Genomic DNA, 12,222 nt, shown 5'->3' on the forward strand with positions numbered 1-12,222 from the left:
CGCCTACCAGCCGCGCGGCGCCCCCCAGCCGCGGCCGATCCCGCCCCGGCCGTGGCCGCGTCCGCCGCGCTCGGGACGCTGGATCACCTGGGGACCGAACGGGCCGGGAACGAGGTAGCCCAGCGGCCGGCCGAACTGGTCGCGCACCATGGGCGGCGGCTTCGGCCGGTGGTGGCGATGGGACCGTCCCCACGCGTCCGGGCGCCCGCCGTGCCACGGCGTTCCCCAGCTCTTTCCGTCGGACCAGTTGTATTGGAAGGAGAAGCTGTCGGCCGCCGCCGCCGGCCGGACGGCGGTCGGGGCAACGCCCAGGGCGGCCGCCAGCACGGCCGCGGCGGCCAGGGTGCGGAGCAGTGTCATGGCCGGTTCCGGAGCCTTCGCCCCGCCTCACGCAATGAAGACTGCTCCGACAAACGTGCGCGGCCCCCCGCTTATTCCACGGCGTCGCCCACGGTCACACCCGCTCGGCGATCCAGATGGCGGCCCGGGTGCCGGCACGGATGGCGGCGGACAGCATGGGATAGGCCGGCGCCCGCTCGGCGTCGTTGGCCAGCCCGATGTCGCGGTGCTCCACCTCCTCCGCCTGGAAGCGGGCGATGCTGGCCTTCAGCTCCTCCTCCTCCGGCCCCAGCCGCGCCAGTTGCGCCTCGTAGTGGTGGTCGATGACCTCCTCCACGGCGACCGTGCAGGCCATGGCCGCCCGCTCGCCCAGGAGGGCCGTGCCGGCGCCCAGGGCGAAGCCGGCGACGTGCCAGAAGGGCTGGAGCAGCGTCGGCCGCACCCGCCGGCGCACCAGCTGCTCCTCGAAGTAGCGCAGATGCACCTGCTCCTGCTCGGCCATGTGGCGCAGGGTGCGGCCGTGCCGGCCGCGGCCGATCACGGCGATCTGCCCCTCATAGATGCGCTTGGCCCCGTATTCACCGGCGTGGTCGACCCGGCAGACCCGGGCCAGCGCGTCGTGCGGCGCGGGGTCGCCGGGCAGGCGGCCGGGCGGACGGCGCGGTGCTGCGGCCGGTGACGGGTTGGCCGCCGGTGACGGGAGGGCGGCGGCGTGGGAGGACGCGGCGCGGGGGGCGGGGTGCCGGTCGGCGTCGATGGTCATGCCGGGCTCCGGGTGTAGGCGAGGCGGGCGGTGGCGGCGGCGAACGCCGCCATGGCGAGCGAGATGACCACGTTGTAGCCGGCCATGGAGACCCCGAACAGGGTCCACGCCGGCTCGTCGCAGCGCACGATGGGCGCGCTCATGATCTGGGCGCGCAGCGCCTCGAGCGAGTCGGCGGCGCCGGGCACGCCGCAGCCCGACGTGCCGGCCCACCAGTGCTGCTCGACTCCGACATGATAGGCGGCGATGCCGGCGTTGGCCAGCAGCGCCAGGGCGGACGCCGCCAGCATGGCCGTGCCGACGCCGCGCCACTGGCGGAACAGCAGCGCCAGGGCGCCGAACACCAGAACCGCCACGTAGGGCCAGCGCTGCCAGATGCACAGCACGCACGGCGCGTAGCCCAGGGCGAACTGGAAGACGAGGGCCGCGCCCAGGACGCCGGCGCTGGCCAGGGCCAGCAGGGCGGCGCAGAGGTGCGGTTGACGGAGCAGGGAATGGACGGTCATGGTCTTGATATACCGCGCGTGGCCGCGGTGCGCCAGACGGCATCCCGCGGCCGGGCCGGCGCCGCCCGCGGCGCCGATCGTCGCACCCGGTGCTCGGCCAAATGGCCATTGACCGGCACCGGTGCCTCTGTATGATCCCCCCACCAATTCGGACCCCCTGTTGCCCCAGTGGCGGAATTGGTAGACGCGGCAGACTCAAAATCTGTTGCCCGAAAGGGCGTGCTGGTTCGATCCCGGCCTGGGGCACCACAATTTCCAGATCCACCGCGGTGCGGCGCCGACAGGGCCGGGCGGGCGTCCGCCCGGGGTCAGGCGGCGCGCTCCATCACCGGGCGTCGAGCGCGAAGCGCACGGCGGCCCGGGCGTGGATGGCGGTCGAATCGTATCCCGGCAGGGCAAGCGCGTCGGCGTCGATCAGCAGGGCGATCTCGGTGCAGCCGAGAATGACCGAATCGATGCCGTGCCGGCGGGCCGCCTCGACGATCTCGAGGTAGCGGCGGCGCGAGCCGTCGCGGATGTCGCCCCGGCACAGCTCGCCGAAGATGATGTCGTGGACCGCCGCCCGCTCGTCCGCGTCCGGCACCACCACCTCGATGCCCGCGGCCCGCATGCGTTCGGCGTAGAAGCCGTGCTCCATGGTGTAGCGGGTGGCCAGCAGCAGCGGCCGCGTGCGGCCGTCCGCCGTCAGGGCGGCCGCGGTCTCGTCGATGATGTCGATCAGCGGCACGCCGCAGCCCCCGGCCACGGCGTCGGCCACCCGATGCATGGTGTTGGTGCAGATCAGGACGCACTCCGCGCCCGCCGCGGCAAGCCGGGCGCCCGACGCGGCCAGCAGCGCACCGGCCTCGTCCCAACGCTCGGCCTTCTGCAGGGCGACCACCGTGGAGAAGTCGAGGGAATGGAGGACGATGTCGGCCGACGCCAACCCGCCCACGGCGTCGCGCACCGCCTCGTTGATCATCCGGTAATAGGTGGCGGTCGACTCCCAGCTCATGCCGCCGATCAACCCGATGCGCCTCATTGCGTGCTCTCCACCGCTTGACTTCGATCGGAGATCAGCTTGCCTCACGGGCCGCGCGGAGGGTGTGCGTCGTCGACCGGGTGCGGACGACTCCATGCAAGCCAGTTGCGCAAACGGGCTCCGCGGCGCATGCCGCTTGCGGACGGTGCGCAACGCCGGCATCCTCGGCCCATGATCGACGAACGCGACCGCCGCCTGCTTGCGTTGCTCCAGGCCAACGCCGAGACGCCCCTCGCCGAGCTGGCGGAGAAGGTGTCCCTGTCCCCCTCCGCCTGCTCGCGCCGCCTGGCCCGGCTGCGCGAGGACGGCTATGTGACGGGAACGATGGCCCTGTTGAACCGGGCGAAGATCAATCTCCCCACGACGATCTTCCTGCTGGTCCGCACCAGCCGGCATTCGGAAGACTGGCTCGACCGGTTCCATGCGGCGGTCGCCCAGATCCCCGAGATCCTGGAAGTGCACCGCCTGACCGGGACCTATGACTACATCATGAAGTTGGCACTGCCGAACGTCGAACACTACGACACGATCTACAAACAGATCATCCGCAGCGTCGACCTGTCGGACATGTCCGCCCACATCTCCATGGAGACGGTGAAGCTGTCGACGGCCCTTCCGGTCACCCACCTCTGAGGGCGGGCCGCGGCGTTCACCGCGCCGCCCACCAGGTGTCGAGGGGGGACGGCGCCACCGCGTCGGAATCCGGGCGGCCGAAGCGGTCCCACCACGCGATCCTGATCCGATCGTCCTGCCACAGCGGCAGCAGGTAGCGCCGCGCCCGCAGCACGGCGTCGAAGCGCCGCCGCGCCACCTCCACCTCGTCCCAGGCACGCGCCCGGACCATGGCGTCGATGGCCGCGTCGAGATCGCCGTCCTTGGCGCCGGACAGGGCGTAGCTGCCGGGGCGGTCGGCCAGCGCGCTGCCCCACAGCAGGCGCTCGGCCCGGCCCGGCAGGCGCGACGGCGTCCACGACAGCGCCGCCATGTCGTACCGGTGGTCGAGCATCAGGGCGCGCGCCGCCGCCGGCTCCAGCAGCGGGTAGCGCAGGGTGACGCCGAGGCGCCGCAGCCCGGCCTCCAGGAATCCCAGCACCCGGGTCAGCGCGGGGTCCATGTAGGCGACCGTGATCGCGAAGGGCTCGCCGGTCCGCGGGTCGATCCGCCGGCCGTCGCGCACCGCGAATCCGGCCTCGTCCAGCAGCGCCGCGGCACGCCGGAGGTCGCCACGGCGGCCCTGGTCCGCCGCATCGCCGGCGCGTTGCAGCGCCGCCGCGGCATCATCGCCGACCAGGCCGGCCACCGGCTGGCGGAGGCCGCCGAACAGGATGCGGTTGGCGTCCGCGAAATCGTAGGCGAGGCTGACCGCCGTGCGCACCCGGCGGTCGGCGAAGGCCGGGCGGCGCACATTGAAGACCAGCCCGGAGATGGTGCCGGGGCCGGGACGCGCCCGCTCCGCGCGCCGGATGCGGCCGTCGCGCACGGCCGGACCGTCGTAGCCGGAGAGCCAGAGCGTCGGACTCTCCTCGACCCGCACGTCGTACCGGTCGGCGAGGAAGGCCTCCAGGGCGATGGTGTCGTCGCGGTAGTAGGCGGCCACCACCGTGTCGAAGTTCCAGCGCCCGCGGTTGACCGCCAGGTCCCGGCCCCAGTAGCCGGGCACCCGCTCCAGCACCAGGGCCTTCCCGGCGTCCACCCGCGCCACCCGGTAGGGGCCGCTGCCCAGCGGCAGCGCCAGCGACATCGACCCGGCGTCGCCCCCCGGCACCGCGTGGGCCGGGTGGACCGGCATGGTGCCGACCAGCCCGACGAACTCGCGGTCGCCGGGCTGCGCGTTCACGAACTCCACGGTGGCCGCGTCCGGCGCGGTGGCGGTGATCGCCCGGTAGGCCTGGCGGTAGAACGGGGCGCCCTGGGCCTTCAGCGTGTCGAAGGTGAAGACCACGTCGGCGGCGGTCACCGGCCGGCCGTCGTGCCAGCGCGCCTCCGGGCGCAGGCGGAAGCGGACGCGGCCGAGATCGTCGGCCACCGCCACGTCGGCGGCCAGCAGACCGTAGTACGAGGCCGGCTCGTCCTCCGCCGGCACCAGAAGGCGGTCGTAGATCACCCGCAGGTCAGCCGGCGGCGTGCCCGGGTAGCGCAGGGCGTTGGTGCTGTCGAAACTCCCGACCCGCCCCAGCCGCAGCGTCCCGCCCTTGGGCGCCGCCGGGTTCACGAAGGCGAAGTGGGCGAAGCCGGCGGGATAGGCGAGGTCGCCCAGGGGCGTGAAGCCGTGCCGCGGCGCGGCGGCCGCCGGTAGCGCCGCGGCGATCCACAGGCAGGCGGCGAGGAGCAGGCGGCGGGTCACGGCCGATGCCCCGGCGCTCGGTTCACGGTGTGCGGCATGGCCCCGGCCCTTCCCTCGTGGTGCCCCTCGGGTCGGCCCATGTTATCGCGAGTGAGAGTCATTTTCAATTAGACCGGTCCGTCGCCCCGCCGCGCCGCGCCGCACCGTGAGGTGAAACGTCGCATTGCCGGCGCCTGCGAACGGGTGTCACTCTCATCTGCGGCGGCGAGGACCGCTCGACCGCCTGTTCCGCCACACCGCCGACGCCTTCGTTGCCGCCGCGCGCCACGCCCTGGCGCGCCCGCACGGCACGGCCGCGCCCCGGGTCAGGGGATGACATGCGAACGATACCCGTCACCAGGGCCGGGTCCGGCGCCTTCCGCGTCGCCGGCCTGCTCCTGCCCGCCGACCAGGTGGCCCGCCTGGGCGACCTCGGCCTGCGCCCGGGAGCGCCGGTCAGCGTGCTCCAGCGCCGGGGCGACGGCGGCATCGTCGTCGCCTGCGGCGACACGCGCCTGGCGCTGGACGGCGGCACCGCCGCCCGCGTGCGGGTGATTGCCTCGGAAGGAGACACACCATGAGCATCGCCGCGATGCGGCCGGGCGACCGCGCCCGGATCACCGGGTTCGAGAAGGGCCGGCGCGACTACCGCCAGAAGCTGCTGGCGATGGGGATGATCCCGGGCACCGAGTTCGCGCTCACCCGGGTGGCGCCGTTGGGAGACCCGGTGGAGATCCGGGTCCGCGGCTTCGCCATGAGCCTGCGCCGCGCCGAGGCCGACGCCCTGAAGGTGGAGGTGCTGTGATGACGACCGTGACCATCGCCGTGCTGGGCAACCCGAACTGCGGCAAGACGACCCTGTTCAACGCCCTCACCGGCTCCACCCAGCACGTCGGCAACTGGCCCGGCGTGACGGTGGAGAAGAAGACCGGAACCTACGCCATCGACGGGACCACCTGCCGGGTCGTCGACCTGCCCGGGGTCTATTCCCTGGGCCAGACCTCCCACACCTCCGAGGACGAGCGGATCGCCCGCGACTACGCCCTGTCCGGCGACGCCGACGTGGTCGTCAACATCGTCGACGGTTCCAATCTCGAGCGCAACCTCTACCTCACCGCCCAGCTCCTGGAGATGCGGGTGCCGCTGATCGTCGCCGTCAACATGACGGACATCGCGCACGACCGCGGCATCGCCATCGACACCGCGGCGATGGCGGCGCGGCTCGGTTGCCCGGTGGTGCCGCTGGTGGCGACCCGGCGGCGCGGCCTGGACGCGCTGCGCCAGGCGGTGGCGGCGATGGCCGCGGCCCCCCACGCGCCGTCCGCCACCATCGCCGTGCCCGAAGCCATGGAGCCCCACCTCGCCGCCCTCGCCGCGGCGGTGGCCGACGGCCTGCCGGACCGGGCGCGGGACGCCCGCTGGATCGCCACCAAGCTGCTGGAAGGCGACCTCGGCGCGCTGGCGCTGGTCGCCGGCCGCGGCCTCGATGGGCCGGTCGCCGAGCGGACCGCGGCGGTCGAGGAGGCGTGCGGCGATGAGGCCGACATCGTCGTCGCCGACGCGCGCTTCGGCTTCGTCACCGACCTGGTGGCCGCCTGCGTGCGGCGGCCCCGCGTCGCGTCGCGCACCCTGTCGGACCGCATCGACCGGGTGGTGCTCAACCGGGTGCTCGGCATTCCCGTGTTCCTGGCGATGATGTACGTGATGTTCCTCTTCACCATCAACATCGGCGGCGCCTTCATCGACGTCTTCGATCAGGCCTTCGGCGCGCTGCTGGTGGACGGGGTGGGCGGCGCGCTCGCCGCCGCCGGCGCCCCGGATCTGCTGGTGGTGCTGGTCGGCGACGGGCTCGGCGGCGGCATCCAGACCGTGGCCACCTTCGTCCCCGTCATCGGCGCCCTCTTCCTGTTCCTGTCCGTGCTGGAGGATTCCGGCTACATGGCGCGGGCGGCCTTCGTCATGGACCGCGCCATGCGCGCGCTGGGCCTGCCCGGCAAGGCGTTCGTGCCGCTCATCGTCGGCTTCGGGTGCAACGTCCCGGCGATCATGGCCACCCGCACCCTGGAGCACCGGCGCGACCGCGTGCTGGCGGTGATGATGGCGCCCTTCATGTCGTGCGGCGCCCGGCTGCCGGTGTACGCGCTGTTCGCCGTCGCGTTCTTTCCCGTGGGCGGCCAGAATGTCGTCTTCGCCCTCTACCTCATCGGCATCGCCTTCGCCGTCGGCACCGGCCTGCTCCTCAAGGCCTCGCTCCTGAAGGGCGAGGCGGCGCCCTTCGTCATGGAGCTTCCGCCCTACCACCTGCCGACCCTCGACACCGTGGCGCGCCGCGCCTGGAGCCGGCTGCGCGCGTTCGTGCTGCGGGCAAGCCGGGTCATCGTGCCCATGGTCATGGTGCTGAGCGTCCTCAACGCCGTCGGCCCCGACGGCAGCTTCGGCAACCAGGACAGCCGCAACTCCGTGCTGGCGACCGCCAGCCGCACCATCATGCCGGTGTTCGCGCCGATGGGCCTCAGCGAGGAGAACTGGCCCGCCGGCGTCGGCCTGTTCACCGGCATCTTCGCCAAGGAGGCGGTGGTCGGCACCCTCAACACCCTCTACACCCAGATGGGCGGCGAGGCGGCGGCCGAAGAGGAGGAGACCACCCTGGGGGAGGCCCTGCTGGCGGCGCTGGCGACCGTTCCGGAGAACCTCGCCGGGGTCGCCTCGTCGCTCGGCGACCCGCTGGGCATCGACGTCTCCTACGTCGCCGACCGCACGGCGGCGGCGGCCGAGCTGGAGGTCGGCGACGCCGCCTTCAGCGCCATGGCCCAGGGCTTCGACGGGGTCGCCGGGGCCTTCGCGTATCTGCTGCTGATCCTGCTCTACATCCCCTGCGTCGCGGCGCTGGGCGCCATCTACGACGAGGTGGGCTGGCGCTGGGCGGTGTTCAGCGCCGCCTGGACCACCGGGCTGGGCTATGGCGCGTCGGTGGTGTTCTACCAGGCCAGCCAGCTCGCGGTCACGCCGGCCGCCGCGGCGGCGCGCATCGCCGTCGCCCTCGCCGCACTGGCGGCCGCCGTCGCGGTGCTGTGGATGCTGGGCAACCGGCGCACCGCCGCCCCGCCCCCGGTCCCGGCGGAATGAGGGAGGGAGCCATGGCCACCCTGTCGGACGTGCGCGCCTATCTCAGCGCCCACCATCGCGCCTCCCTGGCCGAGGTCGCGGTGGGGGTCGACACGTCGGCCGAGGCCGCCCGGGCCCTGCTCGACCACTGGGCCGCCAAGGCACGGGTCCGGCGGGTCGAGGAGCCCTGCGGCGGGCGCTGCGGCAAGACCTGCTGCGGCGACGCCGGCCGCCCGGAGGTCTACGAGTGGGTCGAGCGGCCGGCGCCGCCGGCGCCGTGAGGCGGGTCACGGCGGGGCGGTGCGCAGCCGGTAGCCGACCCCCGCCTCGGTCAGGATCAGCCGCGGCCGTTCCGGCTCGGCCTCCAGCTTCTGGCGGAGCTGCTTGACGTAGACCCGCAGATACGCGGTGTCGTGGATGTGCACCTCGCCCCACACCGTGCGCAGGAGCTCGGCGTGGGTCAGCACGTGGTCGGCGCGCCGCGCCAGGGCGAACAGCAGGTCCAGCTCCTTGCGCGACAGATGGATCTCGCGGCCGTCGCGTTCGACGATGCGGCGCTCCAGGTCCACGGTGAGGCCGGCGGCGCGGACCGTGCGGACCGGCTCGTCGGGGGCGGCGCGCTGGCGCAGGGCGGCCCGCACCCTGGCCATCAGCTCGCCGATGCCGAAGGGCTTCACCACGTAGTCGTCGGCGCCACGGTCCAGCGCCTCCACCTTGTCGTACTCCTGGGCGCGCACCGAGAGCACGATGATCGGCACGTCGTGGGCGGCGCGGATGGCGCTGATCACCTCCTGTCCGTCGAGGTCGGGCAGGCCGAGGTCGAGGATCACCAGGTCCGGGCGCTCGCGCCGGCACGCGGCGATGCCCGCCTTCCCGCCCTCGGCGTCCACCACCTCGTATCCGTTGGCCGCCAGGCTGATGCGCAGGAACTTGCGGATCTGCGGCTCGTCGTCGACGACGAGGATCCTGGCGCCGCCGCGGGGCTCCCCCTGCATCATTCCCCCTCTCCCCCGCCCGTCACGCGTCGCCCGCCTCGGGCAGCGCCGGCGGCTCCGCCACCGGAAGGGTGACGATGATGCAGGTGCCCGCGTCGTTCAGTCCCCGCTCCGCCCGGACGCGGCCGCCATGCGCCTCGACGATGCCGCGGCAGATGGCCAGCCCGAGCCCCGTCCCGGCCGCCTGGCGGTCGCCCGCCGCCACCCGGTAGAACATGTCGAACACCCGCTCCCGGTCGGCCTCGGGAATGCCGGGACCGGTGTCGCAGACCTCCACCACCACCGCCTCGCCACGCCGGCGCGCCCACACCGTCAGCGGCGAGCCCTCCGGCGCGTACTTGCAGGCGTTGTCCACCAGGTTGAAGAACACCTGCTCCATCAGCACCGGGTCGAGGCGCAGCAGCGGCAGCCCGTCCTCGAGGTCGAGACGCACGCGGCGGCGGCGCAGCATGGTGCGGGCGCGCTCCAGGGCCGCGCCGATCACGTCCTGAAGGTCGACCCAGTCGGTGCGCGGTGTCAGGGCGCCGGCGCCGATGCGGGTCATGTCCAGCAGGTTCTGGACGAAGCGGTTGAGCCGCTCGGCCTCCTCGAGGATCGTCTGGGCGAGTTCCAGCCGCTCGCCGGGCTTCAGGGAGCGGTCGTAGTTGTGAAGGCTCGACGCCGCCCCCAGGATCGACACCAGCGGCGTGCGCAGGTCGTGGGACAGCGAGGACAGCAGCGCGGAGCGCAGGCGCTCGGTCTCCGTGGCCAGGCGCGCCGCCTCCACGTCGGACACCAGGATGGTGCGCTCGATGGCCAGCGCCGCCTGGTCGGCCAGGGTGTCGAGCAGGCGCCCCTGCTCGGGCGACAGAAGATCCTGCCCCGTGCCGATCTGCACCCCCAGCACGCCGACCGGCCCGCGGGCCGTGCGCAGGGGCAGGAACAGCCACTCCGCCGCCGGCAGCGTGGCGGAGCCCCGGCCGGCCGGCTTGCCGTGGTCCGACGCCCACTGGGCCGCCGCCATCGCCTTGTCGTCCAGCCGGTCCTCCGGCGGGAAGCCGGCCTTGATCTCCAGCGGCGCAGCCCCGGGCATGAGCACCAGGGACCGCCCGCCCACCGTCGCCGCGACGTGGTGGACGACCGCCCACAGCACGTCGTCCAGCCCGGCCGCGGCGGCGACGCGGCGATTGAAGTCATAGAGGTTGGCGGTGCGCCGGGCGCTCGTGCGGGTCGCCTCGACCTGGGCGCGCACCCGCGCCGCCAGGTTGCTGGCGATCCCCGCGACCACCACGAAGAACAGCATGGTCAGGATGTTCTGCGTGTCCGAGACGGCGAAGGTGAAGCGCGGGCTGGTGAAGAGGAAGTTGTAGGGCAGGAAGCTCAGAAGCGAGGCGTAGAGGGATGGCCCCAGGCCGCCGCGGATGGCCACCAGGAGCACGGCCAGCAGGTAGGCCAGCGACACGTTGGGCAGCGGCAGGTACCAGTAGATCGGAAACGACACGGCGGTCGCCAGCGCGACCATGCCGGTGGCGGCGAGGTAGCGCGGCCAGCGCGGCGGCTCCGCTGCTGCCGCCGCCGTCGACGACGTCGACGGCGCGGGGCCGGCGGCCTCGTCTCCTTCGCCGGCAACCACCAGGACGTCGAAGTCGTCGCTGCGGGCCAGAAGGTCGCGGGTGACCGAGGGCCGCAGGCGTCCCAGCCAGCGGCGCGGATGCGGCCGGCCGACGATGATCTGGCTGGCGTTGCGCGCCCGGGCGCAGGCCAACACCTCGCGGACCACGTCGGCGCCCTGAACCACCGCCGTCTCGCCGCCGAGCTGCTCGGCCAGCCGCAGCGCCCGGGACAGCGCGTCCGTGCCGGAGTCGTCGGGCGCGGGGTGCCGGTGGGTCTCCACATGCAGGGCGGCCCAGGGAGCGCCGCGCCGTTCGGCGGCGCGCTTGGCGGTGCGGACCAGGCGCAGCGCGGACGGCCCGCCGGCCAGACAGACGAGGATGCGCTCGCGCGTCGGCCAGGGCCGGGCGACGGCGTGGGTGCGGCGGTAGCGCAGCATTTGCGCGTCGACGCGCTCCGCCGCCTGGCGCAGGGCCATCTCGCGCAACGCCGTCAGGTTGCCGGGGGAGAAGAAGCGGTCGGCGGCGCGGCGCGCCTGATCGGACGCGTACACCTTGCCCTCGGCCAGCCGCTTCAGCAACTCCTGGGGCGGCAGGTCGATCAGCGCGATCTCGTCGGCGTTCTGCAGCACCCCGTCGGGCACCGTCTCGCGCACCGTGACGCCGGTGATCCGCTCGATCACGTCGTTCAGACTTTCCAGATGCTGGACGTTGAGCGTGGAATAGACGTCGATGCCGGCGTCCAGGATCTCCTCCACGTCCTGCCAGCGCTTGAGGTGGCGGCTGCCCGGAACGTTGGTGTGGGCCATCTCGTCGACCAGCACCAGGCCGGGACGGCGCGCCAGGATGGCGTCCAGGTCCATCTCCGCGAACGCGCGGCCGCGGTGGTCCACGGTGCGCCGGGGCAGCACGTCGAGACCGTCCAGCAGCGCCGCCGTTTCGGCACGGCCATGGGTTTCGACGAGGCCGACGGCGACGTCGCGCCCCTCGCGCATCTGGCCGCCCGCCTCCTCCAGCATGGCGTAGGTCTTCCCGACGCCGGGCGCGGCGCCCAGGAAGATCTTCAGGCGACCGCGGTGTTCGCGGCCGGTCTCCTCCAGCAGCGCGTCGGCGGAGGGGCGGAGATCCTTGTCGTCGGGCATGGGGCTCGGCTTCGCTGCGGGGCGCCGCCCCCGGAGGTGGTGCGTGCCGGCACCGCCGTTCACGGGCCGAACGACTATAATCCAAATACCCACGAAGACAACATCCAGACACGACACCACCCCCCCCAGTCGGCTGCCGATCTTTATGGAATTTTTATACCGCACGACGGGGCTTCTACGCACTTCCATGGCGACCCTTCACACGCGGCCATGAAACGATGCAGCCGTTCCTTGACACGCATCCGGAGGTGCCTGTGTTCGACGTGATCTTCGTGACCGCCCTGGTCGCCGCCTTCGCGGTGGCGGCGTGGTCCGTCCACGCCATCCACCGCCTGTGAGGAGGCCCGCCATGAGCGTCGATCTCGCGCTGGGCGGGCTGGTGGCCGTGCCGCTGCTCGTCTACCTCGCCTACGCGTTGCTCCATCCCGAGCGGTTCTGA

At 73.3% G+C, this 12,222-nt stretch carries 13 protein-coding genes and 1 tRNA gene; 7 read left to right on the forward strand and 7 right to left on the reverse strand.

Annotated features, from left to right (window positions below):
- Positions 1-3: 3 nt before the first annotated feature.
- The 3 genes from AC6H2I_RS16975 to AC6H2I_RS16985 form a co-directional block, all read right to left on the reverse strand.
- On the reverse strand, positions 4-360 hold the full coding sequence (locus AC6H2I_RS16975) for a hypothetical protein (protein ID WP_497501858.1): 357 nt from the start codon (positions 358-360) through the stop codon (positions 4-6).
- 94 nt (positions 361-454) lie between these two features.
- A complete protein-coding gene (locus AC6H2I_RS16980) occupies positions 455-1,102 on the reverse strand; it encodes a demethoxyubiquinone hydroxylase family protein (protein ID WP_497501859.1) in 648 nt (215 codons plus the stop codon).
- Positions 1,099-1,608: a disulfide bond formation protein B gene (locus AC6H2I_RS16985; protein ID WP_497501860.1), complete on the reverse strand. Its 510-nt coding sequence runs from the start codon at positions 1,606-1,608 to the stop codon at positions 1,099-1,101. Before AC6H2I_RS16985 ends, AC6H2I_RS16980 begins: the two co-directional genes overlap by 4 nt.
- Before the next feature lie 162 nt (positions 1,609-1,770).
- Here AC6H2I_RS16985 and AC6H2I_RS16990 point away from each other — a divergent pair.
- Positions 1,771-1,857, forward strand: a tRNA-Leu gene (locus AC6H2I_RS16990).
- Positions 1,858-1,933: 76 nt separating this feature from the next.
- Here AC6H2I_RS16990 and AC6H2I_RS16995 read toward each other — a convergent pair.
- Positions 1,934-2,629: an aspartate/glutamate racemase family protein gene (locus AC6H2I_RS16995; protein WP_497501861.1), complete on the reverse strand. Its 696-nt coding sequence runs from the start codon at positions 2,627-2,629 to the stop codon at positions 1,934-1,936.
- 171 nt (positions 2,630-2,800) lie between these two features.
- On the opposite strand from AC6H2I_RS16995, the gene AC6H2I_RS17000 reads away from it, so the two are divergent.
- Complete coding sequence (locus tag AC6H2I_RS17000; RefSeq protein ID WP_497501862.1) at positions 2,801-3,262, forward strand: Lrp/AsnC family transcriptional regulator; 462 nt, start codon at positions 2,801-2,803, stop codon at positions 3,260-3,262.
- Between the two features lie 16 nt (positions 3,263-3,278).
- On the opposite strand, the gene AC6H2I_RS17005 is transcribed toward AC6H2I_RS17000, so the two are convergent.
- A complete protein-coding gene (locus AC6H2I_RS17005) occupies positions 3,279-4,973 on the reverse strand; it encodes an extracellular solute-binding protein (protein WP_497501863.1) in 1,695 nt (564 codons plus the stop codon).
- A 317-nt stretch (positions 4,974-5,290) separates the two neighbouring features.
- Between AC6H2I_RS17005 and AC6H2I_RS17010 the strand changes: the two genes are divergently transcribed.
- The 4 genes from AC6H2I_RS17010 to AC6H2I_RS17025 are packed head-to-tail and all read left to right on the forward strand — an operon-like array spanning position 5,291 to position 8,338.
- Positions 5,291-5,533 (forward strand): FeoA family protein, encoded by a 243-nt coding sequence (locus AC6H2I_RS17010; protein ID WP_497501864.1) that lies wholly within the window; start codon positions 5,291-5,293, stop codon positions 5,531-5,533.
- Positions 5,530-5,757, forward strand: a complete 228-nt coding sequence (locus tag AC6H2I_RS17015; RefSeq protein ID WP_497501865.1) for a FeoA family protein — start codon at positions 5,530-5,532, stop codon at positions 5,755-5,757. The genes AC6H2I_RS17010 and AC6H2I_RS17015 overlap by 4 nt, the downstream gene beginning before the upstream one ends.
- The gene (gene feoB, locus AC6H2I_RS17020; protein ID WP_497501866.1) at positions 5,757-8,078 is read left to right on the forward strand and encodes a Fe(2+) transporter permease subunit FeoB; all 2,322 of its coding nucleotides are present in this window, start codon (positions 5,757-5,759) and stop codon (positions 8,076-8,078) included. The genes AC6H2I_RS17015 and feoB overlap by 1 nt, the downstream gene beginning before the upstream one ends.
- Before the next feature lie 11 nt (positions 8,079-8,089).
- Complete coding sequence (locus AC6H2I_RS17025; protein ID WP_497501867.1) at positions 8,090-8,338, forward strand: FeoC-like transcriptional regulator; 249 nt, start codon at positions 8,090-8,092, stop codon at positions 8,336-8,338.
- A 6-nt stretch (positions 8,339-8,344) separates the two neighbouring features.
- Here AC6H2I_RS17025 and AC6H2I_RS17030 read toward each other — a convergent pair whose 3' ends face one another.
- Both AC6H2I_RS17030 and AC6H2I_RS17035 read right to left on the reverse strand, forming a co-directional pair.
- On the reverse strand, positions 8,345-9,052 hold the full coding sequence (locus tag AC6H2I_RS17030) for a response regulator (RefSeq protein ID WP_497501908.1): 708 nt from the start codon (positions 9,050-9,052) through the stop codon (positions 8,345-8,347).
- A gap of 22 nt (positions 9,053-9,074) precedes the next feature.
- A complete protein-coding gene (locus AC6H2I_RS17035; RefSeq protein ID WP_497501868.1) occupies positions 9,075-11,783 on the reverse strand; it encodes a DUF4118 domain-containing protein in 2,709 nt (902 codons plus the stop codon).
- Between the two features lie 349 nt (positions 11,784-12,132).
- Between AC6H2I_RS17035 and kdpF the strand changes: the two genes are divergently transcribed.
- Positions 12,133-12,222 carry a K(+)-transporting ATPase subunit F gene (gene kdpF, locus AC6H2I_RS17040; protein ID WP_497501869.1) on the forward strand — a complete coding sequence of 30 codons (90 nt, stop codon included), beginning with the start codon at positions 12,133-12,135 and terminating at the stop codon, positions 12,220-12,222.

This window comes from Azospirillum sp. NS33 (assembly GCF_059703765.1).

What these genes read in the sequence shown, in the direction of transcription:
- AC6H2I_RS17010 (WP_497501864.1), top strand. Translation starts at nt 5,291, where the DNA reads ATGCGAACGATACCCGTCACCAGGGCCGGGTCCGGCGCCTTCCGCGTC.
- feoB (WP_497501866.1), top strand. Translation starts at nt 5,757, where the DNA reads ATGACGACCGTGACCATCGCCGTGCTGGGCAACCCGAACTGCGGCAAG.
- AC6H2I_RS17025 (WP_497501867.1), top strand. Translation starts at nt 8,090, where the DNA reads ATGGCCACCCTGTCGGACGTGCGCGCCTATCTCAGCGCCCACCATCGC.
- AC6H2I_RS16975 (WP_497501858.1), bottom strand. Translation starts at nt 360, where the DNA reads ATGACACTGCTCCGCACCCTGGCCGCCGCGGCCGTGCTGGCGGCCGCC.
- AC6H2I_RS17000 (WP_497501862.1), top strand. Translation starts at nt 2,801, where the DNA reads ATGATCGACGAACGCGACCGCCGCCTGCTTGCGTTGCTCCAGGCCAAC.
- AC6H2I_RS16980 (WP_497501859.1), bottom strand. Translation starts at nt 1,102, where the DNA reads ATGACCATCGACGCCGACCGGCACCCCGCCCCCCGCGCCGCGTCCTCC.
- AC6H2I_RS17035 (WP_497501868.1), bottom strand. Translation starts at nt 11,783, where the DNA reads ATGCCCGACGACAAGGATCTCCGCCCCTCCGCCGACGCGCTGCTGGAG.
- AC6H2I_RS16985 (WP_497501860.1), bottom strand. Translation starts at nt 1,608, where the DNA reads ATGACCGTCCATTCCCTGCTCCGTCAACCGCACCTCTGCGCCGCCCTG.
- AC6H2I_RS16995 (WP_497501861.1), bottom strand. Translation starts at nt 2,629, where the DNA reads ATGAGGCGCATCGGGTTGATCGGCGGCATGAGCTGGGAGTCGACCGCC.
- kdpF (WP_497501869.1), top strand. Translation starts at nt 12,133, where the DNA reads ATGAGCGTCGATCTCGCGCTGGGCGGGCTGGTGGCCGTGCCGCTGCTC.
- AC6H2I_RS17030 (WP_497501908.1), bottom strand. Translation starts at nt 9,052, where the DNA reads ATGCAGGGGGAGCCCCGCGGCGGCGCCAGGATCCTCGTCGTCGACGAC.
- AC6H2I_RS17015 (WP_497501865.1), top strand. Translation starts at nt 5,530, where the DNA reads ATGAGCATCGCCGCGATGCGGCCGGGCGACCGCGCCCGGATCACCGGG.